This is a genomic window from Micromonospora sp. NPDC093244, assembly GCF_040683695.1.
In the GTDB taxonomy this organism is placed as follows: domain Bacteria; phylum Actinomycetota; class Actinomycetes; order Mycobacteriales; family Micromonosporaceae; genus Micromonospora.
On record NZ_JBFBEO010000001.1, the window covers coordinates 374,750 to 397,358 of the forward strand.

Here is a 22,609-nt window from a genome sequence, read left to right on the forward strand (position 1 = left end):
TGGTGAGCCGCCTCACCGGGGAATGCGCCAGAGCCAGACGTCGTCGACGCGCTGCGGTTCGCCGAACAGGGCGGTGGCCGTACGCCGGACGGCGTCCTCGTCGACGGGGAACTTCGCGCCGTGCACCTCGTCGGCGAGCACCACCGTCTCGATGCGCCAGTGCCGCAGGTCCGACTCGACCTCCCGCCGGGTGCCGTCGGTGACGATCGGCACCAGCCCGGTGCGGCCGGCCTGGTCCATGAGAGCGCTCAGGGTGCGTGGCACCGGGCCGATCCGGCCGCGCCCGTCGGGGCCGCCGGGGCCGAGGAAGAACCCGCCCGGGATGGCGAACTCGCCCTGCCGGTGCGACAGCGCGTACGCCTGCCAGCGCTGACCGTCCGGGTAGATGTCCACGGTCAGCGGCACCGGCGTGAGCACGCCGTCCGGCGACACGTACTGCCGCCAGGTGCCGGACGTGATGAACTGCGGGATGGGCTCCCGCTCGTGGGTCAACAGCGGGGTGGGCAGCAGCGGCAGCAGGGCCACCGCGAACCCGAGCGCCCAGGCCAGCTCCGTGGAGCGGTGCCGTGGCGGCGCGGCGCGCAACTGGTCGACCGTGTACGCCAGCAGCACCCCGATCACCGGTGCGACCACCAGGGCCAGCCGGGCGGGCAGCGCGGCGTTCACCACCGGCAGCTGCCCGAGCACGTCGAACGGCATCGGCAGGTCGGTGCGCCGCCCGTCGATCTTCGCGACCGGCCCGAAGGAGAGCACCGTGAAGACCAGCGCGAGGATACCCAGCGCCCAGAGGGTGGCGCGCCGGCCGGGGTCGGCGCGTCGCCACAGGACCACGAAGCAGACCACTGTGAGGACGAGCAGCCCGATGCCGAAGAAGGAGTTCTCCTCGGTCGGGTTCGGTGCCAGCGAGGTGCCCAGTCCGACCTCGCCGGCCAGCGAGCGGCGCGGGTAGGCGGCGAACGCCGCGATGTCCTCGGAGTGGATCACCGGGTCGAAGCCGGTGCCGTGGAACCGCTGCGGCCCGGCGAAGTGCAGCCACAGCGGGTACGACAGCAGCACCCCGGCCACCACTGCCGTCACCGCGAGCCCGCGCAGGAAATCGGGCAGGGCGGCACGGGCCTCGGCCCGACGGGCGGGGTGCAGCGACCAGACGGCGACGAAGATGCCGAGCGCGAGCGCGGTGAAGAAGAGGCCCTCGGCGGCGATCGAGAAGGCCACCGCCACCAGCAGGCCGAGGATCACCCCGTCGCGGAGCCAGTGCCCGGGGCGACGCAGCGCGAACAGCCGCCAGATCAGCAGCGGCACCAGCCAGCCGGCCGTCCAGTTCAGGTGGGCGTTGGCGTGCGACACCATGCCGGGGGAGTAGGCGATGAACAGGCCGCCCACCCCGGCCGCCAGTCGGCTGCGGACCAGGTGCCGCGAGAGCAGCCAATACCAGGCCAGCGCCGTGGCGAACAGGTTCAGGGTGAGGATCACCAGGAACGTCGCGGGCGCCCCGATCAGGTACGTGAGCGGGGCGAAGACCACCGCGTACACCGTGATCGAGGTGTTGACCGCGAGGTTGACGCCGTCCGGGACGTTGATCAGGTACGTGAAGAGGGGGTTCTCCCCGTGGGTGACCGCGTGCCCGCCGAAGGCCAGCAGCCACTCGAAGAGCGCCTGGTCGCTGGAGTTGACGGTGATGGTGCGCACGTTCGGGTCCCGCCACAGGCCGCTGGTCACCCAGACGGCGAGCGCGAGCGCCACCAGCACGACGATCAGGTCGGCCCGGCGGTCCCGGACGGCACGCGGCGGTGACGCGGGTGCGGGCCCGGTGGCCAGCGACGGGGAGGACGGCACGCAGCGGACGTTACCAACCGGACCTGGACGGGCCGGTCAGACCTGCGAGGAGGGGACCCCTGTTGTTGATGAGGGAACATCCGGGTCTCTCGTACACACCGGCAGTCGTGAATGTGTGCGCGTGCGCCATGTCATGCCGACGACACATGGACGTAACGTCGCGGCAATTCGACAGTGACCCAGTTCACAGTCCGCCCCCACAGGAGGCCGCCGTGCGCCGCTCCTCGTCCACCCTCCACCGCCTGATCGGCGCGGTCGCCGGGCTCGTCCTCGCCGCGGCGGGCGCGATCACCCTCGGCACCCCCGCCCAGGCCGCCACCCTCACCCAGGTCACCGGCTTCGGCTCCAACCCGGGCAACCTCGCCATGTACGCCTACCGTCCGGACAACCTGCCGGCCAACTCCCCGGCGGTGGTGCTGCTGCACGGCTGCACCCAGAACGCCTCCGGGTACTTCGCCAACTCCGGCTGGCAGAAGTACGCCGACCAGTGGAAGTTCGCCCTGATCGTCGCCCAGCAACCCTCCGGCAACAACGCCAACTCCTGCTTCAACTTCTTCGAGGCGGGGGACACCACGCGGGGTCAGGGCGAGGCGCTGTCGATCAAGCAGATGGTCGATCACGCCAAGACGAACTTCGGCGTGAACGGCTCCCGGGTCTACGTCAGCGGCCTCTCCGCGGGCGGGGCGATGAGCGCGGTCATGCTCGCCACCTACCCGGACGTCTTCGCCGCCGGATCGATCATCGCGGGCATCCCGTACCGCTGCGCCACCAGCACTGTCAACGCGTTCAGTTGCATGAACCCGGGCGCGGACAAGACCCCTGCCGCCTGGGGCGACCTGGTCCGTGGCGCGTACTCCGGCTACACCGGCCCACGGCCCCGGGTGGCCATCTGGCACGGCACCTCGGACACCACTGTCACCCCGCTCAACGGCACCGAGTCCCGGGACCAGTGGACCAACGTGCGGGGCATCTCGCAGACCCCGACCAGCACCTCGTCGCTGCCCGGCAACACGAGCCTGGAGGTGTACGGCAACGACGAGGTACGCCTGTACCGGGTCTCCGGAATGGGGCACGGCACCCCTGTCGATCCGGGTTCCGCGGCCGAGCAGTGCGGCACCGCCGGCGTGTACTTCCTGGACACCATCTGCTCGACGTACCGGGACGCGCTCTTCTTCGGCCTGAACGGGGGCGGCACCACCCCGACCCCGACCCCCACGGTCACGGCCACCCCGACGCCCACCCCCACGGCCACGCCGACCCCCACCCCGAGCACGCCGGCGACCTGCGTGACGGCGAGCAACTACGCCCACGTCACCGCCGGGAGGGCGTACCAGTCCGGTGGCTACGCCTACGCGAACGGCTCCAACCAGCGGATGGGCCTCTACAACACCTTCTACACGAGCGCCCTCAAGCAGACCGGCCCCAACTACTGGGTGATCGGCTGCTGACCCCCTCTGGCCTGTTGATCAAGAGGTTTGCGTCAGATTCCGGCGTCCGGATGACGCAAACCTCTTGATCAACGCGAGGGGTGGGGGGTGGGTGTCAGGGCTGCGTGGAGCGCGCTGGGTAGGTCGGGGTGTTGGTACGGGAAGGCCGCTCGGGTGAGGACGCCGGGGAGGACGCGGGTGCTGGTGAGGGCCTCGTGGGAGAAGCCGCCGAGGGCCACCTTGAGCGCCAGGGCGGGAATCGGGATGATCGCCGGCCGGTGCAGCTGGCGGGCCAGCTCGCGGGTGAACTCGGCGTTGGTCACCGGGTTCGGGCCCACCACGTTGACCGGGCCGGCGATGTCGGCGCGGGCCAGCAGGAAGAGCGTCGCGTCCAGCCAGTCGTCCATCGAGATCCACGGCAGCCACTGCCGACCGCTGCCCAACCGGCCGGCGATCCCCAGCCTGAACGGCAGCAACTGCGGCTTGAGTAGCCCTCCGTCGCGGTGCAGCGGCAGGCCGGTCCGCAGCCGCACCACCCGTACCCCGGCGTCCTCGGCCGGTCGGGTCGCGGCCTCCCAGACCCGGCAGACGTCGGCCAGGAAACCCTCGCCGGCAGGCGCGTCCTCCTCGACCGCCCGGTCGCCGGTGTTGCCGTACCAGCCGACGGCCGAGGAGTTGAGCAGCACCGCGGGACGGTCGGCGGCGGGCAGCCCGGCCACTGTGGTCGCCAGTGTGGTGGTGCTGTCCACCCGGCTGGTGCGGATCAACCGCCGGTAGTCGTCGTTCCAGCGCTTGTCACCGACACCCGCGCCGGCCAGGTTGACCACCGCGTCCGCCCCGGCAACCGCGACGGGGTCGAGCTGCCCGGCGGCCGGGTTCCACTGCCGCTCCTGCGGCCCGCCTGGCGCCCGCCGGACGAGCCGGGTGACCTGGTGCCCGTCCACGGCGAGCCGGTCGGCCAGCCGGGTGCCGAGAAAGCCGGACGCGCCGGCCAGAAGGATCCGCATGCCCACATCTTCGTCGAAAACACCGGCCACGGACGCGCCCCGGCCCCACTCCTCGCCGATCTTGCACTTCGTGTCGCCGTTTCGCGGAGAAAGGTGCGGTTCGCCGGGACCGGAAGTGCAAGATCGGCAAGGCGGTGGGGGATCAGGGTTTGCGCAGGTCGGCCAGGAGGCGCTCCACTTCGGCGTACGCGTCGGGGCTCAGCGGGCCCCGCGCCAGCGTCGCCAGGTTCTCGTCGGCCTGGGCCACCGTGCGCAGGCCGGGAATCGGCACCGTACGAGGGCTGCGGGCCAGCAGCCAGCCGAGCGCGCCCTGGGCGAGGGTCCGCCCGTCGGCGGTGAGCGCCGCGCGTACCTCGTCGACCCGTGCCGCCCAGTGCGGGGTCGGCTTTCCGTCGGTGAACCAGTGCAGCCACTCGGGTGCCCGCCCACGGACGTCGTCCGCGCCGAGCGCCCGGGTCGAGCCGGCGAGCAGCCCCATCGCCAGCGGCCCACGGCTGAGGCTGGCCAGGTCGTACCTGTCGCAGACGGCAAGCACCGCAGCGTTGTCGCTGAGCACCGACTCGTCGTGCTGGATGGCGACGCAGCGCGCCCCGGCCGCCGCGAACGCCTCGGCCGAGGCCGGGTTGTCGGTGCTCCAGCCGTACGCCCGGATCTTGCCCTGGTCGACCAGGTCCTCCAGGGTGCCGACCAGCTCGAGCGCGGCGGGCACCGGCAGGTCGTTGATGTGCAGCTGGTAGAGGTCGACGTGGTCGGTGCCGAGGCGGCGCAGCGAGTCCTCCAGGCTGCGGACCGCGAAGGCGGGACTGGCGTCGGTGCCCAGCGCCCGTCGGGTCGCCTCGTCGCTGACGTTGCCGAACTTGGTGGCGATCACCGCGCTGTCGCGCCGGCCGGCGAGTGCCCGGCCGAGGATCCGTTCGCTGTGCCCGGCGCCGTAGTTGCTGGCGGTGTCGAACAGGGTCACCCCGAGGTCGAGGGCCCGGTGGATGGTGCGGATCGACTCGTCGTCGTCCACCTCGCCCCAGCCGAACGGCTGCCCGTCGTCACCCCAGAGCGGGCCACCGATCGCCCAGCAGCCCATCCCGATTGCGCTCACCTCGATGCCGCTGCGTCCCAGCGTCCGTGTCATGGTCATGCGGCCCAGCCTCCAACCTGGAGTGCACTCCAGGTCAAGGGCTACCATCGGCGGCCATGACCGGTTACGCCCCCGCGGAGGCCGCTCGGCGCAGCGGCTTCAGTCTGGACACCCTGCGGTACTACGAGAAGATCGGTCTGCTCGCCGACGTGGAACGCACGGCGGGCGGGCAGCGGGTCTTCACCGACGACGATCTCGGGTGGCTGGTGCTGTTCCGCTGCCTGCGGGACACCGGGATGCCGATCGCCCAGATGCGCCGCTACGCGCAGCTGGCCCGCGACGGCGAGCACACCGTGGACGAGCGCCTGGAGCTGCTGCGCCGGCATGCCGAGCAGGTGGAGGAGCAGATGCGGCTGCTCCAGCGCCAGTACGACCACCTGCGGGAGAAGATCCGCTTCTACGAGCGCCTGCCGGGCCGGTGACCGTCAGCCGGCCGGCCGGGGTGGCGCGGTCAGGCCGAGCAGTTCCTCGGCCGTCCCGGGCTGGCCGCTGAGGGCGTTCAGGGCGCTCACGAGCCGCTTCTCCTCGTACCGGAAGTGGGACTCCAGCAGCGCGGCCAACCCGTCCAGCTCGGCGCGCACCTGGGTCGCCGGCAGGGACGTGTCGGTGCCCAGCAGCGCCTCGACCCGGTGCAGGACCCCCGCCACCACCTCGTGGTCGGTGATCAGGTTCGCGATGACCGGGCGTAGCTCGGGGACCTGGTCGGCCAGCAGCCGGAACGCGCCGTCGTCCTCGCCCGTGTGGTGCCTGCCGAGTGCGGCGCAGAAGCTCAGACAGTGTGCCCGCAGGTCCCGTGAGCTGACCCCGCCGTCGGGGTCGTCGAGGCTCTCCCGCAGGCGGGCCAACTCCGCGCTGAGCCAGAGGTGGATCTCGATCATCTGGTTGCCGACGGCGGCGAGCCGGTCGGCGGGTGAACTCTTCGGGTGCACGTTCGTCCCATGCTGTCCCCGCGCCTCCATGCCCACGGCGGCCTTCGTGCCGGGTGCACCGCGACGCTGGGCCGGAGCCTACCCGGACGGCTCACGGCGTGGTGGGCTCGTCCGGCTCCGGGAGGTCGTGCCAGCGGGCCCGCCAGGCGGCCTCGTGGGCCTCGTGGCTGATCCGCTCGTGGAAGACGGCGGCACGCAGCGCGTGCCGGGACTTCGACATCACCAGCACCTCCACCGCCACGAGCGCCACGCAGATCACCGTCGCCAGGGTGAGCGCCCCCAGCGCGGGCAGGTGTTTACCGATCGGCAGGGCCGCTGTCAACACCACGATGACGCCCACCCGGGTCCAGGAGAGGGTGTGCAGGGTCCGGAGCTGGAACAGGATGTTGACGGCGTAGTAGCAGATCAGCCCGCCGAAGAGCATCAGTACGGCAGGCCCCTCGACCTTCTCGGCGATTCCACCGGCCGGGTCGGTGATCTTGTGCAGGACCTCCTCGTTGCCGATGGAGAAGAGGATGATCCCGGCGATCATCGGCAGGTAGAGGTACGCGTACGCGTCGCGGGCCATCGCCACCCGGGGAGCGCCCTCGGCCGCGTGCAGGGCGATCCGGGCGGCCGGGCCGATGAAGTCGAAGTGCGCCCACCAGAGGGCGGCGGTGACCACGATGCTGAGCGTGGCGGCCGTCACCGCCGGCCAGGTCGCCGGCTTGCCGAGCAGGTTGCCGCCCACGCCCGTGGAGATGACGGACTCGCCCAGCGCGATGATCAGGATGAGGTCGTACCGTTCGGTCCAGTGCTCGGCGCTTGTCACCCCCCAGCCCCAGGTGCCGACGATGAAGCCGGTGGCGAACTGGACCACCACCACGGCGATCCACAGGCCGTCCCGGATCATCGCCGCCTCGTCCGTGTCGGCGATCTGCGACGGGATCAGCGCGGCGGCCAGCAGCAGGATGATGCTCGCCGCCAGCTCGGGGGCGAACCGGCGCAGTTGCCGGCGCTCCTGCGGGCTGTCCCGCACGACATGCTGGTAGAGGACCCAGTGGATGCCGCGGACCACCACGTAGCTGACGGCCACCAGCATCGGGCCGGCGGCGCTGCCCTTCGGGTCGCTGAACGCCTGCGGCAGCGCCAGCGCGAACGCGAACAGGGCGGCCATCGCCACCACCATGAGCACCGGGACGTAACCCTCGCCGAGCCGTACCCGGGTGGCGACCAGGCTGTGCACCACCCAGCACCACCAGAGCACCGCCAGCACCAGGGCCGCGTGCAGCAACTGTCGGCCGGAGACGTTCGCGGCGGTGGCCCGGGTGATGATGAAGAACGAGAAGACGAACACCAGGTCGAAGAAGACCTCGAACTTGTCCACCCGCGCTCCGGGGGCGATCGGGACGGCCGGGCCCAGCTGCCCACCCCGCCGGTAGCCGCCCACTGTCTCACTCTGGCAGCGTCCGGCCTGGCCGGAGGCCGGAACGGGCTCAGTCCGTCCGGCGGTGTCGCAGGCCGTCCATGAGCAGGTCGAGCAGCCGGTCGGCCTGGTCGCGCTCGCCTGTGGCGAGGCTGATCCCGCTCACGCCGGCCAGCACGTCGGCGACGTCGACGTCGGCCCGGACGGCGCCGGCCGTGACGCTGGCGTCGAGGAGCCGGCCGAGTGCCTCCAGCAGTCGGTCGCGGCTGTGCGCGTACGGGTTGGCGCCGGAGGCGATCACCAGGCGCAGGGCGTCGGCCATGCCGCGCTTGGTGGCCAGGTAGTCGACGAACAGGGACATCCAGGCGCGCAGCGCCTGATCGGGGGGCGACCGGTCGAGCAGGTCCGGTGCGGCGTCGCAGAGTTTGCCCAGCTCGTTGCGGTAGGCCGCCTCGACCAGGGCCTCCCGGGTGGGGAAGTGGCGGTACAGGGTGCCGATGCCCACACCGGCCTGCCGGGCGATGGCGTCGAGCGTTACCTCCGGGCCGGGGTGGGAAAACGCCTGGACCGCGGCTTCCAGCAGCCGCTCGCGGTTGCGCAGCGCGTCCGCCCGCAGGGGGCGGGGGCTGGTCTCCGGCACGTCTCCTCCTTGGCTGTGCGGGCCGACGGTTTCCCCGTCGGGTGGTAACCGGAGGAAACTCCGGTTAGTCTCGGCCATAGCGGAGGATCCTCCGCTTCCATCGTACGGCGGGCCGACCGGCCCGCCCTCCCCGAACAAGGATGGATCATGACGACGAGCAACCCGATCACCACCCCGTTCGCCCATCACTCCACGGCCATGGACGTGATCAAGGGCGTGGACCTCGTCGGGCGGCGGGCGGTCGTCACCGGCGGATCGTCAGGCATCGGCGTGGAGACCGCCCGTGCCCTCGCCAGCGCCGGCGCCGAGGTCACACTTGCCGTGCGCAACCCCGACGCCGGCCAGAAGGCCGCCGACGACATCACCGCCACCACCGGCAACGAGCGCATCCTGGTGGCCCCGCTCGACCTCGCCGACCAGGGCTCGGTCGCCGACTTCGTGGCCAACTGGGACGGCCCGCTGCACATCCTGGTCAACAACGCCGGGATCATGGCCGCGCCGCTGAGCCGCACCCCGCAGGGCTGGGAGATGCAGTTCGCCACCAACCACCTCGGGCACTTCGCGCTCGCCACCGGGCTGCGCCCGGCGCTCGCCGCGGCCGGCGGGGCCCGCATCGTCTCGGTCAGCTCCGCCGCCCACCTGCGCTCCCCGGTGGTCTTCGAGGACATCCAGTACGACCGCCGGGAGTACGACCCCTGGCAGGCGTACGGGCAGTCGAAGACGGCGAACGTGCTGTTCGCCGTGGAGGCGACCCGCCGCTGGGCCGACGACGGCATCTTCACCAACTCGTTGATGCCCGGCGCGATCCGGACCAACCTCCAGCGGTACGTCAGCGACGAGGAGCTGACCCGGATGCGCGCCGGCAACGCGGCCGTCTGGAAGACCGTCGAGCAGGGTGCCGCCACCTCGGTGCTGGTCGCCGCGTCGCCGCTGCTGGACGGTGTCGGTGGGCGCTACTTCGAGGACTGCCAGCAGGCCGCCCCGGCCCAGCCAGGCGGGCGCACCGGCGTCGCCGAGTACGCGCTGGACCCGCAGGCCGCCGCACAACTCTGGGAGGTCTCCGAGACCCTGCTCAAGGGCTGAGTTCCCCGCAGACGAAAAGGGCGCCCCGGTCGACGACCGGGGCGCCCTTTCGGCGTTGGCGCGGGGATCAGGCCAGGCCCAGCTCCGACTCGAAGTTGCCGGCCTCCAGCCGCTCCTTGACCGAGGTCAGGAAGCGGGCCGCGTCGGCGCCGTCGATCAGGCGGTGGTCGTAGGACATGGCCAGGTAGACCATCGACCGGACCGCGATGACCTCGCCCAGCTCCGGGTCGTTCACCACGACCGGACGCTTCACCACGGCACCCGTACCGAGCATCGCCGACTGCGGCGACGGCACGATCGGAGTGTCGAACAGAGCGCCCCGGCTGCCCGTGTTGGTGAGCGTGAAGGTCGCCCCGGCCATCTCGTCCGGGGTGATCTTGTTGGCCCGGGTGCGCTCGGCCAGGTCGGCGATCCGCTTGGCGATGCCGCCCATGTTCAGGTCACCGGCGTTGTGGATGACCGGCACGAGCAGGCCGCGCTCGGTGTCCACGGCGATGCCGAGGTGCTCGGCGGCCGGGTAGGTGATCGTGCCGCCCTCCAGGTCCATGCTGGCCTGGATGATCGGGTGGGTCTGGAGCGCCTCGATGGCGGCGAGGGCGAAGAACGGCAGGAAGGACAGCTTCACGCCGTGCTTGGCCTGGAACGAGTCCTTGGCCTTCACCCGCAGCTTGGCGACCTTGGTGACGTCCACCTCGACGACAGTGGTCAGCTGCGCCGTCTCGTGCAGCGACTGCTGCATCCGCTTGGCGATGGTCGCCCGGATCCTCGGCAGCTTCTCCGTGGTGCCCCGCTTGGCGCTGGGCTGCGGCTTGGCGGCCGGCTTCGGCGCGGCGGCCGACGGCGCGGCGGTCGGCTCAGCCGCCGGAGCCGGTGCGGCCTGGGCGGTCTTCGCCTTCTCGGCCGCGTCGAGGACGTCCTGCTTGCGGATCCGGCCACCCACGCCGGTGCCGTTGAGCGTGGACAGGTCGACGCCGTGCTCGCTGGCCAGCTTCCGCACCAGCGGGGTCACGTAGCCTGCCGCCTCCTCGCCATCACCCTGGGCCGGGGCGGACGGGCGCTGCGGTGCCGCGGCCGGCGCGGACGGCTGCGCCGCCTGCTCGGCCTTCGCCGGCTCCGCCGACGTCTCGGCCTCCGCGGACGGCTCGTTGTAGGACATGCCCGGGGTCGGCTCCTCGACCTTCGGCTCCGGCTTCGGCTCGGCCTTCGGGGCCGGGATGGCCTCCGCCTTCGGCTCGGGCTTCGGCTCGGACTTCGCCGGGGCCGCGCCGGCGACGCCGATGATGGCCAGGTCGGCGCCGACCGCGGCGGTCTCGTCCTCGGCGACCTTGATCTCCAGCACGGTGCCGGCGACCGGCGACGGGATCTCGGTGTCCACCTTGTCGGTGGAGACCTCCAGCAGCGGCTCGTCCACCTCGATGGTCTCGCCGACCTGCTTGAGCCAGCGTGTGACCGTACCCTCGGTGACGCTCTCACCCAGGGCGGGCATCTTCACCGGGGTGCCCTCGCCGGACGGCGCGGCGGCCGGGGCCGGGGTCTCGGCCGGCGCCTCGTCCTGGGCCACCTGGTCGGCGGTGCCCTCGGCGGCGGCGGTCGGCTCGGCGGCCGGCTCGACCTCCTCGGCCGGGGCCTGCTCCTGCGGGGCGGCCTCGCCACCGCCGGTCGACTCGCCCTCACCGGAGATGACAGCCAGCTCGCTGCCGACCTCGGCGGTCTCGTCCTCACCGACAACGATCCGGCTCAGCACGCCGGCAGCTGGGGACGGGATCTCGGTGTCGACCTTGTCGGTCGAGACCTCGAGCAGGGGCTCGTCGACCTCGACCGTGTCGCCCTCCTGCTTGAGCCAGCGCGTGACGGTGCCCTCGGTGACGCTCTCGCCGAGCCGGGGCATGGTGACCGATACCGGCATGTTCTCCAGACTCCTTCATTCCCCTAGGGGATCTTCGCCCGTCGCCGGACGCCGCGGTTTGGGTGATCAGGCGTGCGCGTGCAGCGGCTTGCCGGCGAGGGCCAGGTGCGCCTCGCCCAGGGCCTCGTTCTGGGTCGGGTGGGCGTGCACGAGCTGGGCGACCTCGGCCGGGTAGGCCTCCCAGTTGTAGATGAGCTGCGCCTCACCGATCAGCTCACCCACCCGGGCGCCGACCATGTGCACGCCGACCACCGGGCCGTCCTCCACCCGGACCAGCTTCACGAAGCCGGTGGTCTTGAGGATCTGGCTCTTGCCGTTGCCGCCGAGCGGGTAGTTGTACGACGAGACCTTGTCGGCGCCGTACTGCTCCTTGGCCTTGGCCTCGGTCAGCCCCACCGACGCCAGCTCCGGGTCGCAGTAGGTGACGCGCGGGATGCCCACCTCGTCGATCACGGCCGGGGTCTGACCGGCGATCTCCTCGGCGACGAAGATGCCCTGCTGGAAGCCCCGGTGCGCGAGCTGCAGGCCGGGCACGATGTCGCCCACCGCGTAGACGTTCGGCACGCTGGTGCGCAGCCGCTCGTCGGTCAGCACGTAGCCGCGGTCCATCTTGACGCCCTGCTCCTCGTACCCGAGGTTGGCGGTGTTCGGGCCGCGACCCACGGCGACCAGCAGCAGCTCGGCCTCGACGGTCTCGCCACCGGAGATCGTCAGCTTGACGCCGTTCTCGGTCTTCTCGACCTTCTCGAACGGCTTGCCGACCTTGAAGTTGATCTTGCGTTTACGGAATGCCCGCTCCAACGCCTTGGACGACTCCTCGTCCTCGGCGGCGACCAGCCGGGGCAGCGCCTCGACGATCGTCACGTCCGCACCGAAGGACTTCCACACGCTGGCGAACTCGACGCCGATCACGCCACCGCCGAGCACGATCACCGACGACGGGACCCGGTCCAGGGTCAGCGCATGGTCGCTCGTGATGATCCGCTCACCGTCGACCTCCAGGCCGGGCAGGCTCTTCGCGTACGAGCCGGAGGCCAGGACGATGTTCCGGCCGGTGTAGCGCTTGCCGTCCACCTCGACCACGTTCTTGTCGACCAGCTTGCCGGCGCCCGCGACGAAGGTGATCTTCTTCGAGCCGCCCACCAGGCCCTGCAGGCCCTTGTACAGGCGGGAGATCACACCGTCCTTGTACGAGTTGACCCCTGCCATGTCGACGCCGACCAGCTCGGCCTTCACACCGAACTGCTCCGACTCGCGGGTCTGGTCGGCGATCTCGGCCGCGTGCAGAAGCGCCTTGGTGGGGATGCAGCCGTTGTGCAGGCAGGTGCCGCCGAGCTTGCCCTTTTCGATCAGCGCGACGGAGAGGTCAAGCTGGGCGGCACGCAGCGCCGCCGCGTAGCCGCCGCTGCCACCTCCGAGGATGACGATGTCGAAGGTCGCTTCGTTCGGCTCGCTCACGTCCAACTCCCAGGTCGCGTCGCTGCATCGGGGGTCACGGGGTTGTAACACGGACACACCCCACCTCGGTCATCTTGTCACCACCGGGCACAGGGTGCGTACCGAGGTGCCCAACGACACGTCATCGACACGTACCCTTGGCACCGTTGTCGATGACGCAGCATGGGGGAGACGTTCGGTGGGGTTGTTCCGACGCCGCAAGCAGGCGCGTGTGCCGAGCCACGACCGCGCGGCCGACCGAGGCGATCTGGCCCATCTGGAGAACTTCATCCGGAGTCGCCGCGGCGTCGAGGCGTTCATCGAGCCACGGACGACCGTGACGGAGACCACCGTCATCCTGATCGCCGACGACGGCGAGTGGACCCGACGGCGGATCGACGGCCCCGACGGCGCCAGGCGCTTCGCGTACCGGATGGGCATCCCGGTGTACGACGTCCGGCTGATGGGCTACCCGCAGCGGATGCGCGACTTCAACGAACGTCGCAAGCGCCGCCCCGAGCTGTACTGAGCGAGGGGCCCCCGGCATCGACCGGGGGCCCCTCGCTCAGTTCCGTCAGCCGTTTGCGGCGACGTCCTCGACGAGCTGCACCAGGGTGCGGACCGGAACGCCGGTGCCACCCTTGGTCCAGTAGCCCACCGGCTCGCCCGAGTGGTAACCCGGCCCGGCGATGTCGATGTGCGCCCAGGCCACGTCGTCGGTCACGAACTCGCGCAGGAACACGCCGCCCTGCAACATGTGACCGGCCCGGTCCATCCCGGCGTTGACCTGCGAGATGTCCGCCACGTCCGAGTCCATGCCCTTGCGTACGTCGTCGGGCAGCGGCATCGGCCACGCCGGCTCGCCGACGGCGTCGCCGATCACCCGGACCCGCTCGCAGAGCTCCGGGGTGCCCATCACGCCGGCCATCCGCTTGCCCAGCGAGATCACCTGACCGCCGGTCAGGGTGGAGGTCTCGAACAGGTAGTCGGTGCCGTCGGCGCAGGCGCGGGCCATGGCGTCACCCAGGACCATCCGGCCCTCGGCGTCGGTGTTGAGCACCTCCACCTTCTTGCCGTTGAACATGCTGATCACGTCACCCGGCCGGTAGCTGGTGCCCGACGGCATGTTCTCCGCCATCGGCAGGTACCCGCTGACCGCCACCGACGGCTTGAGCGCCGCGATCGCCAGCATGGCCGCGCCCACCGCGGCGGCGCCCGCCATGTCGGACTTCATCTCCCACATGCCCTGCGCAGGCTTGATCGAGATGCCGCCGGTGTCGAAGGTGATGCCCTTGCCGACGAGCGCGACCCGCTTGCCGTTGCCGCCGCCCTGCGGGGTGTAGGTGAGCTTCACCAGCCGGGGCGGCGCCTCCGAGCCCTGCCCGACGGCGATGATGCCGCCGTACCCGCCGGCGGCCAGCGCCGCCTCGTCGAGCACCTCGACCTCGAGGCCTGCCTCGCGCGCCGCGCCGGCCACGGCGTCGGCGAACGACGGCGGACGCAGCTCGTTCGGCGCGGTGTTCACCCAGTCCCGGCTGAGCCGGACCGCGCCGGCCACCGCCTGCGCCCGGGTGATCTCCGCCTGGGCGCCCTCGTCGGCGGCGTCCGGCACCGCGATGACCACCTCGGCCACCGGCTCCCGCCGGGCCGGCTGCGGCCGGGTCTTGTAGCCGGCGAACCGGTACCCGCCCAGCAGCGCGCCCTCGGCTACCGCGCGCAGCGCGGCCGGGGCGTCCGCGTCGTCGGGCAGCGGCATGGCCAGCGCCACCTTCGGCGCGCCCGCCAGGGCCCGGACGGCCGAGCCGGCGGCACGACGCAGCGTCTCCGGCGCCGGGGCGGCACCGGACGGCTCCGGGCCGAGCCCGACGGCGACGACGAGTGGGGCGGTGACCGTGCCCAACGTGGCCAGCTTGATCACCTCGCCGGGGCCACCTGTCGCGCCGAGCAGCGCCAGCGTCTCGGTCAGCTTGCCGTCGAACGCGGCGGCGATGCTCTCCGCGCCGCTGGCGAGCAGGAGGGTGCCGGCGAGGCCGCTGGTGGCGCCCTGCTCTCCGGTCTGGCTGTGCACGCCGATCACGATCGCGTCGACGGCGAGCTCCGCGGGGTCGGTGTCGACCAGGCTCAGGGTGGTGGTGCGGGGCGATGTCACTGAAGCTACTCCGGGCGGGCCGGGCCGGCCGCGGCGTCGCGTACCGGCGATGAAGGTCTCCGGCGGAACCTACCCGCCGGACGTCGGGGTTGTCCCGCCGATCGTGCCGGCAGGGATCCCGCCGATGCTAACCAGCCACGTTGCCCCCGGTAAGTTCCCACCCATGACCGACGTGACCTCCGACGCCGCCGCGACCCGGCTGCGCCGTTCCCCGCTGCACGAGCGGCACACCGCCGCCGGCGCCAAATTCGCCCCGTTCGGGGGCTGGGAGATGCCGCTGGAGTACGCCGGCGGCGGGGTGCTCAAGGAGCACACCGCGGTGCGTACGGCGGTGGGGGTCTTCGACGTCTCGCACCTCGGCAAGGCCCGGGTGAGCGGCCCCGGCGCGGCCGACTTCGTCAACGCCTGCCTCAGCAACGACCTGCGCCGGATCGGGCCCGGTCGGGCGCAGTACACGCTCTGCTGCGACGACGCCACCGGCGGCGTGGTGGACGACATCATCGCCTACCTGTACGCCGACGACCACGTCTTCCTCATCCCGAACGCCGCGAACACCGCCGAGGTGGTGCGCCGGCTGCGCGCCGCCGCGCCGGAGTCGGTCACCGTCACCGACGAGCACGAGGCGTACGCGGTGCTGGCCGTGCAGGGCCCCCGCTCGGGTGAGCTGCTGGCCGCCCTCGGCCTGCCCACCGAGCACGGCTACATGAGCTTCTCGGCGGCGACCCTGGCCGGGGTGGAGCTGACCGTCTGCCGCACCGGCTACACGGGCGAGCTGGGTTACGAACTGGTCGTGCCGGCGGAGCACGCGGTGGCCGTCTGGGACGCGCTCTTCGCCGCCGGTGAGGCGTTCGAGTTGCGCGCCTGCGGGTTGGCGGCCCGGGACACGCTGCGCACCGAGATGGGTTACCCGCTGCACGGGCAGGACCTGTCGCTCGACATCACCCCGGTGCAGGCCCGCTCCGGCTGGGCGGTCGGCTGGGACAAGCAGGCCTTCTGGGGCCGCGACGCGCTGCTCGCCGAGAAGGCCGCCGGCCCCCGGCGTACGCTGCGCGGCCTGGTGGCAGTCGACCGCGCCATCCCGCGGCCGGGGATGACCCTGCACGTCGGCGACGAGCAGGTGGGCGTGGTGACCAGCGGCACCTTCAGCCCGACGAGGAAGCAGGGCATCGCGCTGGCCCTGCTGGACACCGACGCCAAGCTCGCGGACGGCGACGAGGTCGAGATCGACATCCGAGGCCGTCGAGCCCCCCTGACGCTGACGAAGCCCCCCTTCGTAACCCCCTCAGTCCGCTAACCCCGGCCTAACCCCGGCCTAACCCCGGCCAGACCCTCGTTGATCATGGAGTTGTTGCCACGACACGCCGATGGCGGCGGCAACAACTTCATGATCAACGAGGACGGGGGTGGGGGCCTCAGGGGGTGGGTGGGGTGGGGGGTTCGCCCGAGTCCAGGACCGCCTGGGTCCAGCCGCCCTCGATGACACCCGTCGCGTCCAGGACGGCCCAGTCGACCACCTCGCTCGCCTCCACCACCACCGGGGCGCCGATGCGCACGCTCGGGTCGGTGCTGGCGTCGCTGGCGCTCACGCCGACGATCCGCTCCGGAGCCTCCCACGAGGTGACACCCGCCCAGACGTACTCCGGGCCGTCGTCGCCGGGGAGGCCGTACTTCACCACCAGCTGCGACTCGGCGGGCAACCGGCCGGCCACGAAGCGTGCCCGCGCGTCGCCCAGCGCCGCGCGGGCCGTGGCGACCGCCCGGCTCATCGCGTCACCGGACCGGGCGTAGCGCACGTCCGGCTGGATCCCGGAGAACAGCGTCGCGCACGCGGCGGCGTAGTAACGCCCGTCCGGGCCGGGATGCCCGGCCGGCGGGCGCAGGCTCAGGAACGAGTCGGCCTCCGGATCGGTCGCCGGGTCCAGCTCCAGGCGCAGCAGCACAGGCGCCGTCGCGCCGTGCTGCTCCGGGTTGCCGTACGCCACCGCGATGTCGTGCCCGGTGACGGTGGCCAGCACCGGCAGTTGCACGAACGCCGGCACCTCGTCGCCGGTGAGCCCGTCGGTCCAGTCCCGCAGGAGCCGACGCGCCGCGCCGGTCATCACCGCACCCCAGGCCCGGGTCAGATGGTCGGGCACCCCCTGGGTCTGCAACTCCAGCAGTCCGAAGCGGCGCAGCCCCTTGGTGGTGAACCACAGCCCCTCGGTGTCCGAGGAGTACGGCACCAGCACCCAGTCGACAAGCCGGATCCGGCCCTGCTCGTCGGGGAGCGAGCGCAGCGCGGTGGCCGGGTCGAGGAACTGGAGGCCGAACACGTCCACCACGTCGCCGTCGACGGACTCGGCGACCGCCGCCGCGACCGCCCGGGCCGCCCACTCGTGCGCCGGGGGCCAGCCCGGCCGGTACTCGGCCTGCACCACGACGAGGTGCGTCGCCGCCGCCAGCCGCGCCAGCTGCTCCTCGGTGGCGCCGAACGCGGTGAGCAGGTCCGGTGGCAGCTCGGGGAACTCCGAGATCGGCCTGGTGTCCACGCTCATCAGCGGGCTGTCCAGCATCTGCCGGGCGAGCCCGTGCACAGGCTCGGCGAGCCGGCCGGTGAGCGCCGCCACCGCCGTCTTCGCGCTGACCTTCGGCAGCCCCACCATCGGCACCAGGTAGGTCGCGCTGAGCGACTCCGGCACCGGTACGGGCAGGAAGTCGTCAGTGATGAGCATGTGGGTTCCCCCGGTTGCCGTGCCGGTGCTGTCGAGCCGAACGCTACCCGGCCCGCCGCGCCCGCTTCAGGCGGACAGCACCAGACCCAGGTAGACCAGCGTGGTGACCACCTCGACCGTCGCACCGAGCACGTCGCCGGTGATGCCGCCGAACCGGCGTACCACGTGGTGGAGCAGCGCGAGCGCGACGGCGAGCGCGACGACGACGGCCAGTGGCCCCTGCCACGGACGGCCCGGCACCGCGGGCACCGCCAGCAGCGCGACGGTGACCGCGCCGGCGGCCAGTGCCAGCGGGCCGACAGTGCCGGCCACCAGCGCGCCGAGCCCGTCGGGTCGGGCCGCCGGTACGCCCCGACGGCAGGCGACTGTCACGCCCAGCCGCCCGGCGGCCGTCGCCGCGACCACCGCCGCGAGGCACGCCGGCCAGGGGCGGCCGGCCAGCTCGGTGAGCGCCGCCGCCTGCACCAGCAGGACGACCACCAGGGCGACCACACCGAACGGGCCGACGTCCGGCTTCTTCATGATCTCCAGTGCCGCCGCGCCCCGCCGGTACGAGCCGAGGGCGTCCACGGTGTCGGCCAGCCCGTCGAGGTGCAGCCCCCGGGTGAGCAGGGCCGCGGCCCCCAGCGTCACCCCGGCGGCCACCAGCGGTGCGGCGAGCGCGCCGACGAGCAGCAGCACCCCGGCCAGCAGCGCCCCGAGCAGCGCGCCGACCACCGGGGCGAGCGCCATCGCGGTGCCGGCCACCGGGCGGTCGATCCGCCCGGCGCGCACCGGCAGGGTGCTGAACGTGGTGACCGCCAGTCGGGCGCCCGCGACGAGCCGCGACTCAGCCGGCACGCCAGCCCGACGCGGGCTGCTCGTCGGCGCCGGTGCTGCCCGGGCCTGGCCCGTCCGGCTCCGGCTCGGCGAAGTCCGGTTCGGTGTACTCCTCGTCGGTGTACTCCGGCTCCTCGGACGCCGGCTCGTCGCCGCCCAGTGACGGGTGGGTCGGCAGCGCGGCGGCAAGCGCCAGCACCGAGCGCAGCAGCGGCAACGCGACAAGCGCGTTGGCGCCCTCGCCCAGATCCAGCCGAAGATCCAGCAGCGGGGTGAGGCCGAGCACGTCGGCGGCGAGCCGCACCGCGGGGTGCCCGCCGTGGTCGGCGAGCAGGCACCAGTGACGGGCCTGCCCGGCCAGGTCACGGCTGACCATTCCGGCGGCCAACCCGACCGGCCCGTCCAGCAGCACCGGCACCCGCCGGGCGGTCGCGCCCAGCAGCACACCGGTGGCCACCGCCACGTCGCCGCCGCCCAGTTCCGCAAGCACGTCCTTGGCGCCTCGCGGCGAACGACGGGTGCGGTGCAACGCGTCGCGTACCGCCGCGCAGCGGACCATCCAGGCCGCGTCGTCGATCTCGCCGGAGTCGGTGATCACCCGACCGAGCACGGCCGGGGGTTCCGCGCCAGCCGTGGCCGCGAGCACCGCCGCGGCCGCCGCTTCGGTGCCGGCCCCGCACGCCCCCAGCACCAGCAGTTGTACGCCGGCGTCGGCGGCCTGCTCGGCCAGCCGCCAGCCGTACCGCAGCGCCGACTCGACCTGCTCGGGGGTGAGCGCCGGCTCGTCCTCCATGGCCGCCGCCGTGGGGGCGTCCACCACCTGAAGGCTCGCGCCGCTCTCGGCGGCCAGCCGGGCCAACGCGCCCTGACCGGCGCCGGCCTGCCGGGCCCGGCGCGCCGACTCACCGGGGACGGCGCCGGCCGACGCCCCGCCGGAGTGGTCGCCGTGCAGCAGCAGCACCCGTACCGAGCCCCAGGGGGCCGGCGTCGAGGTGGCCTGGGTGGCGGCCGCGAAGCCGACCACCCGGTCCAGGACGCCCAGCCCGGCGCCGGGTACGTCCAACGTGGCCAGACGGTCGACGGCCTGCGGGCCGGCGTACTCGTCGGGCATCGGAAGCTCCATGCCCGGCTGGATGACCAGGCCGGTGGCGACCATCGGTAGCGCCATCGTGGGCGCGGCCCACGGGTTGCCGGGCTCCTGGTTCGGGGCGGGCGGCGCCGGATGGGTCAGCACCTCCGGCAGCTGCACCTCGGGGGTGGGCTCGGTGTCGGTGTCGACCGGGACCTGCTGGGGGGCGACACGTGCGGTGGCCGTCGCGGTCGCGGGCACCGCCGGCACCGCGTGGTCGGTCGGCTTCAGCCACACCGGCTGGCCGGCGACCACCAGCGCCACCGCGTCGCAGGCGTCCGCCACCGCGCGGTTCGCCGCGCCGAGCGCGTCGGTGAACGCCCGACCCAGCGGCGTGGTCGGCACCAGCGACAACCCCACCTCGGGGCTGACCAGCACCACCTTCGCCGAGCAGGTGCGGACAGCCTCGGCCAGCTCGGCAATCGTCGCCACGTCGTCGGCCGGCTGGTGCTCGGGGTCGAGCAGCACCGTCACCCAGCCGCCCAGGTCGTCCACGAGCAGCGTCTCGTTGGGCTCGGCGGACGCGAGCACGTCCGCCAGCCGGCGTGGATCCGCGGCGGTCTCCTCGGTCGTCCAGCTGCCGGGCCGGCGGGCGCGGTGCGACGCCAGCCGCGTCGCCCACTCGGTGTCCTCCGGGTCGCCCTCCGGCGCGGTGGCGAGGTAGCGGACCACCGGCGCGTCGATGACCAGGGACTCGGCGAACTCCGACTTGCCGGACCGGGTGCCGCCGAGCACCAGGACCGTGTTCCACCCGTCAACGGACATGCCCGTACCTTAAGGCCGGCCGGGGTCGCGCTGCCTGCCGGCCCGGCGTCGTGGCGGACCGGGATTGATCAACCCACCGGTCGCGGGGGAGGCGAGCGAGCGGCCGTCGGGCGCGGGGCCGACTACGCTGGCGGGGGTTCGTCCCACGGGGACTTCAGCGGCGAGGGGAGACGCGGCATGGCGTGGAGCTGGCGGTACGAGGGCACGGACGGGCAGACGGTCGAGGGACCTGCGGAGTCGTTCGGCAGTCAGGCCGACGCCGAATCCTGGATCGGTCAGACCTGGCGGGAGCTCGCGGCGTCCGGCGTCACATCGGTCGCGCTCGTGGAGGACGACCGGGTGGACTACCGGATGAGCCTGCTGCCCACGGCCGAGTGATGAGCTACGACCGGCCGGGCGCCGACGGGCTGGTGCTCGGCGTGCCGAAGGCGGCGTTCCGGCCCAGCCCGGTCTTCCTCGGCCTGGTCGCGCTCTTCGCCGTCAGCGGCGTGCTGAGCTGGAACGGGTACGGCAACGCCCGTTTCAACGTGTTCCTGTTCGTGGTCTCCGGCTGGCTGGTCTCGCTCTGCCTGCACGAGTACGCCCACGCGGTGGTCGCCTACCGGGCCGGTGACCGGGACATCGCCCACCGCGGCTACCTGACGCTCAACCCGTTCAAGTACACCCACCCGCTGCTGTCGATCGTGCTGCCGGTGGTGGTGGTGCTGCTCGGCGGCATCGGCCTGCCCGGCGGCGCGGTGTGGGTGGACCGGCACTCCATCCCGGGGCGGCTGCGGCACACACTTGTCAGCCTCGCCGGCCCGGCGACGAACGTGCTGTTCACGCTGCTGCTGGTGCTGGCGGTACGACTCGGTACGTCCTCGGGTGGCCCTGTGGAGTTCTGGGCCGGGGTGGCGCTGCTGGCGTTCCTCCAGCTCACCGCGAGCGTGCTCAACCTGCTGCCGGTGCCCGGCCTGGACGGCGGCAACATGATCCAACCGTGGCTCAACCCGCAGTGGCGGCGGATGTACGACCTGTTCGCCCCGTACGGCTTCATCCTGCTCTTCGCGCTGCTGTGGAACCCGCGCATCGGAGGATGGTTCTTCGACGCGGTCTTCGCGGTCGGTGACCTGCTCGGCCTGCCGTCGTGGCTCTACGCCACCGGCCTGGATCTGATCCGCTTCTGGCAGAGCTGACCCGGCCCGGTCGGCGCGACAGGTGACGTGACGCGCCGACCGGACCGGACCGGCATCAGGGACGCTGCGCGGGAGACTCGGTCTTCGCCGGGTCCCGTTCGGTGACCGGCTCGACGATCTCGTCGATCGCCTTGAGCAGGTCGGCGTCGAGCTTCACCCCGGCCGCCTTCACGTTGTCGTGCACCTGGTCGGGGCGGGACGCGCCGACGATCGCCGAGGAGACGTTCGGGTTCTGCAGGACCCACGCCACGGCGAGCTGGGCCATGCTCAGCCCGGCCTCCTCGGCGAGGGGCTTGAGCCGCTGCACCCGGGTCAGCACGTCGTCGTTCATGAACGGGGAGATGAAGCCCGCGCCGGACTTCTCGTCGGTGGCGCGGGAACCGGCCGGCGGCGGCTCGCCCGGCAGGTACTTGCCGGAGAGCACACCCTGCGCCATCGGCGACCAGACGATCTGCCCGATGCCCAGCTCCTCGCTGGCCGGCACCACCTCGGCCTCGATGACCCGCCACAGCATCGAGTACTGCGGCTGGTTGGAGACGAGCGGAACGTGCAGCTCCCGGGCGAGCGGGTGCGCGGCGCGCAGCTGCTCGGCGGTCCACTCGGAGACCCCGATGTAGTGCGCCTTACCGGAGTGCACGACGTCGGCGAAGGCCTCCATCGTCTCCTCCAGCGGTGTGCTGTAGTCGTACCTGTGGGCCTGGTAGAGGTCCACGTAGTCGGTACGCAGCCGGCGCAGCGAGCCGTTGATCGACTCCATGATGTGCTTGCGGGACAGGCCACGGTCGTTGCGACCCGGCCCGGTCGGCCAGTAGACCTTCGTGAAGATCTCCAGGCCCTCCCGGCGTTCGTTCTCCAGCGCCCGGCCGAGCACGCCCTCCGCGCGGGTGCCGGCGTACACGTCCGCGGTGTCGAAGGTCGTGATCCCCGCGTCCAGGGCAGCCCGCACGCAGGCGAACGCGGCGTCCTCCTCGACCTGCGAGCCGTGGGTAATCCAGTTGCCGTACGAGATCTCGCTGACCATCAGGCCGGAACGGCCCAGGTGTCGGAATTCCATTCCCC

General features: G+C 72.5%; 20 protein-coding genes. 7 read left to right on the forward strand and 13 right to left on the reverse strand.

All coding sequences use genetic code 11. From position 1 onward, the window contains the following. Positions 1 to 12: 12 nt before the first annotated feature. Positions 13 to 1,836: a DUF2079 domain-containing protein gene (locus tag AB0N27_RS01755; protein ID WP_364362504.1), complete on the reverse strand. Its 1,824-nt coding sequence runs from the start codon at positions 1,834 to 1,836 to the stop codon at positions 13 to 15. Between the two features lie 212 nt (positions 1,837 to 2,048). Between AB0N27_RS01755 and AB0N27_RS01760 the strand changes: the two genes are divergently transcribed. Further along, positions 2,049 to 3,284, forward strand: coding sequence for a PHB depolymerase family esterase (locus AB0N27_RS01760; protein ID WP_364362505.1), 1,236 nt, complete (start codon positions 2,049 to 2,051; stop codon positions 3,282 to 3,284). Between the two features lie 68 nt (positions 3,285 to 3,352). On the opposite strand, the gene AB0N27_RS01765 is transcribed toward AB0N27_RS01760, so the two are convergent. After that, the gene (locus tag AB0N27_RS01765) at positions 3,353 to 4,270 is read right to left on the reverse strand and encodes a TIGR01777 family oxidoreductase (protein WP_364362506.1); all 918 of its coding nucleotides are present in this window, start codon (positions 4,268 to 4,270) and stop codon (positions 3,353 to 3,355) included. Positions 4,271 to 4,412: 142 nt separating this feature from the next. Next, entirely contained in the window at positions 4,413 to 5,402 is a 990-nt protein-coding gene (locus AB0N27_RS01770) for an aldo/keto reductase (protein ID WP_364362507.1), read from the reverse strand. A 56-nt stretch (positions 5,403 to 5,458) separates the two neighbouring features. Here AB0N27_RS01770 and AB0N27_RS01775 point away from each other — a divergent pair, with 56 nt between their 5' ends. Then, the gene (locus AB0N27_RS01775) at positions 5,459 to 5,824 is read left to right on the forward strand and encodes a MerR family transcriptional regulator (protein WP_364362508.1); all 366 of its coding nucleotides are present in this window, start codon (positions 5,459 to 5,461) and stop codon (positions 5,822 to 5,824) included. A gap of 3 nt (positions 5,825 to 5,827) precedes the next feature. Here the strand turns inward: AB0N27_RS01775 and AB0N27_RS01780 are convergent, their stop codons facing one another. From AB0N27_RS01780 to AB0N27_RS01790, 3 genes are all read right to left on the reverse strand, one after another. Then, positions 5,828 to 6,331, reverse strand: coding sequence for a hemerythrin domain-containing protein (locus AB0N27_RS01780; protein ID WP_364362509.1), 504 nt, complete (start codon positions 6,329 to 6,331; stop codon positions 5,828 to 5,830). 91 nt (positions 6,332 to 6,422) lie between these two features. Further along, entirely contained in the window at positions 6,423 to 7,760 is a 1,338-nt protein-coding gene (locus AB0N27_RS01785) for a low temperature requirement protein A (protein ID WP_364362510.1), read from the reverse strand. Positions 7,761 to 7,806: 46 nt separating this feature from the next. Then, positions 7,807 to 8,376, reverse strand: coding sequence for a helix-turn-helix domain-containing protein (locus AB0N27_RS01790; RefSeq protein WP_364362511.1), 570 nt, complete (start codon positions 8,374 to 8,376; stop codon positions 7,807 to 7,809). A gap of 147 nt (positions 8,377 to 8,523) precedes the next feature. Between AB0N27_RS01790 and AB0N27_RS01795 the strand changes: the two genes are divergently transcribed. After that, a complete protein-coding gene (locus AB0N27_RS01795; RefSeq protein ID WP_364362512.1) occupies positions 8,524 to 9,459 on the forward strand; it encodes an SDR family NAD(P)-dependent oxidoreductase in 936 nt (311 codons plus the stop codon). Between the two features lie 67 nt (positions 9,460 to 9,526). Here AB0N27_RS01795 and sucB read toward each other — a convergent pair whose 3' ends face one another. Both sucB and lpdA read right to left on the reverse strand, forming a co-directional pair. Next, on the reverse strand, positions 9,527 to 11,365 hold the full coding sequence (gene sucB, locus AB0N27_RS01800; protein WP_364362513.1) for a 2-oxoglutarate dehydrogenase, E2 component, dihydrolipoamide succinyltransferase: 1,839 nt from the start codon (positions 11,363 to 11,365) through the stop codon (positions 9,527 to 9,529). Positions 11,366 to 11,431: 66 nt separating this feature from the next. Continuing rightward, the gene (lpdA, locus tag AB0N27_RS01805; protein ID WP_364362514.1) at positions 11,432 to 12,823 is read right to left on the reverse strand and encodes a dihydrolipoyl dehydrogenase; all 1,392 of its coding nucleotides are present in this window, start codon (positions 12,821 to 12,823) and stop codon (positions 11,432 to 11,434) included. A 178-nt stretch (positions 12,824 to 13,001) separates the two neighbouring features. Here lpdA and AB0N27_RS01810 point away from each other — a divergent pair, with 178 nt between their 5' ends. Continuing rightward, the gene (locus AB0N27_RS01810) at positions 13,002 to 13,331 is read left to right on the forward strand and encodes a hypothetical protein (RefSeq protein WP_357991777.1); all 330 of its coding nucleotides are present in this window, start codon (positions 13,002 to 13,004) and stop codon (positions 13,329 to 13,331) included. Between the two features lie 45 nt (positions 13,332 to 13,376). Here the strand turns inward: AB0N27_RS01810 and AB0N27_RS01815 are convergent, their stop codons facing one another. Then, on the reverse strand, positions 13,377 to 14,951 hold the full coding sequence (locus AB0N27_RS01815; RefSeq protein ID WP_364362515.1) for a leucyl aminopeptidase: 1,575 nt from the start codon (positions 14,949 to 14,951) through the stop codon (positions 13,377 to 13,379). Positions 14,952 to 15,114: 163 nt separating this feature from the next. On the opposite strand from AB0N27_RS01815, the gene gcvT reads away from it, so the two are divergent. Beyond that, positions 15,115 to 16,245 carry a glycine cleavage system aminomethyltransferase GcvT gene (gcvT, locus tag AB0N27_RS01820; RefSeq protein WP_364362516.1) on the forward strand — a complete coding sequence of 377 codons (1,131 nt, stop codon included), beginning with the start codon at positions 15,115 to 15,117 and terminating at the stop codon, positions 16,243 to 16,245. Positions 16,246 to 16,363: 118 nt separating this feature from the next. On the opposite strand, the gene AB0N27_RS01825 is transcribed toward gcvT, so the two are convergent. From AB0N27_RS01825 to AB0N27_RS01835, 3 genes are all read right to left on the reverse strand, one after another. Then, positions 16,364 to 17,662 carry a DUF2314 domain-containing protein gene (locus AB0N27_RS01825; protein WP_364362517.1) on the reverse strand — a complete coding sequence of 433 codons (1,299 nt, stop codon included), beginning with the start codon at positions 17,660 to 17,662 and terminating at the stop codon, positions 16,364 to 16,366. Between the two features lie 66 nt (positions 17,663 to 17,728). After that, positions 17,729 to 18,502, reverse strand: coding sequence for an adenosylcobinamide-GDP ribazoletransferase (locus tag AB0N27_RS01830; protein WP_364362518.1), 774 nt, complete (start codon positions 18,500 to 18,502; stop codon positions 17,729 to 17,731). After that, positions 18,492 to 20,375 (reverse strand): bifunctional adenosylcobinamide kinase/adenosylcobinamide-phosphate guanylyltransferase, encoded by a 1,884-nt coding sequence (locus AB0N27_RS01835; protein WP_364362519.1) that lies wholly within the window; start codon positions 20,373 to 20,375, stop codon positions 18,492 to 18,494. Before AB0N27_RS01835 ends, AB0N27_RS01830 begins: the two co-directional genes overlap by 11 nt. Before the next feature lie 177 nt (positions 20,376 to 20,552). Here AB0N27_RS01835 and AB0N27_RS01840 point away from each other — a divergent pair, with 177 nt between their 5' ends. After that, positions 20,553 to 20,753 carry a hypothetical protein gene (locus AB0N27_RS01840; protein WP_007463228.1) on the forward strand — a complete coding sequence of 67 codons (201 nt, stop codon included), beginning with the start codon at positions 20,553 to 20,555 and terminating at the stop codon, positions 20,751 to 20,753. Next, positions 20,753 to 21,550, forward strand: coding sequence for a site-2 protease family protein (locus AB0N27_RS01845; protein WP_364362520.1), 798 nt, complete (start codon positions 20,753 to 20,755; stop codon positions 21,548 to 21,550). Before AB0N27_RS01840 ends, AB0N27_RS01845 begins: the two co-directional genes overlap by 1 nt. Before the next feature lie 55 nt (positions 21,551 to 21,605). Here AB0N27_RS01845 and AB0N27_RS01850 read toward each other — a convergent pair whose 3' ends face one another. Next, on the reverse strand, positions 21,606 to 22,604 hold the full coding sequence (locus AB0N27_RS01850; protein ID WP_364362521.1) for an aldo/keto reductase family protein: 999 nt from the start codon (positions 22,602 to 22,604) through the stop codon (positions 21,606 to 21,608). Between the last annotated feature and the right edge of the window lie 5 nt (positions 22,605 to 22,609).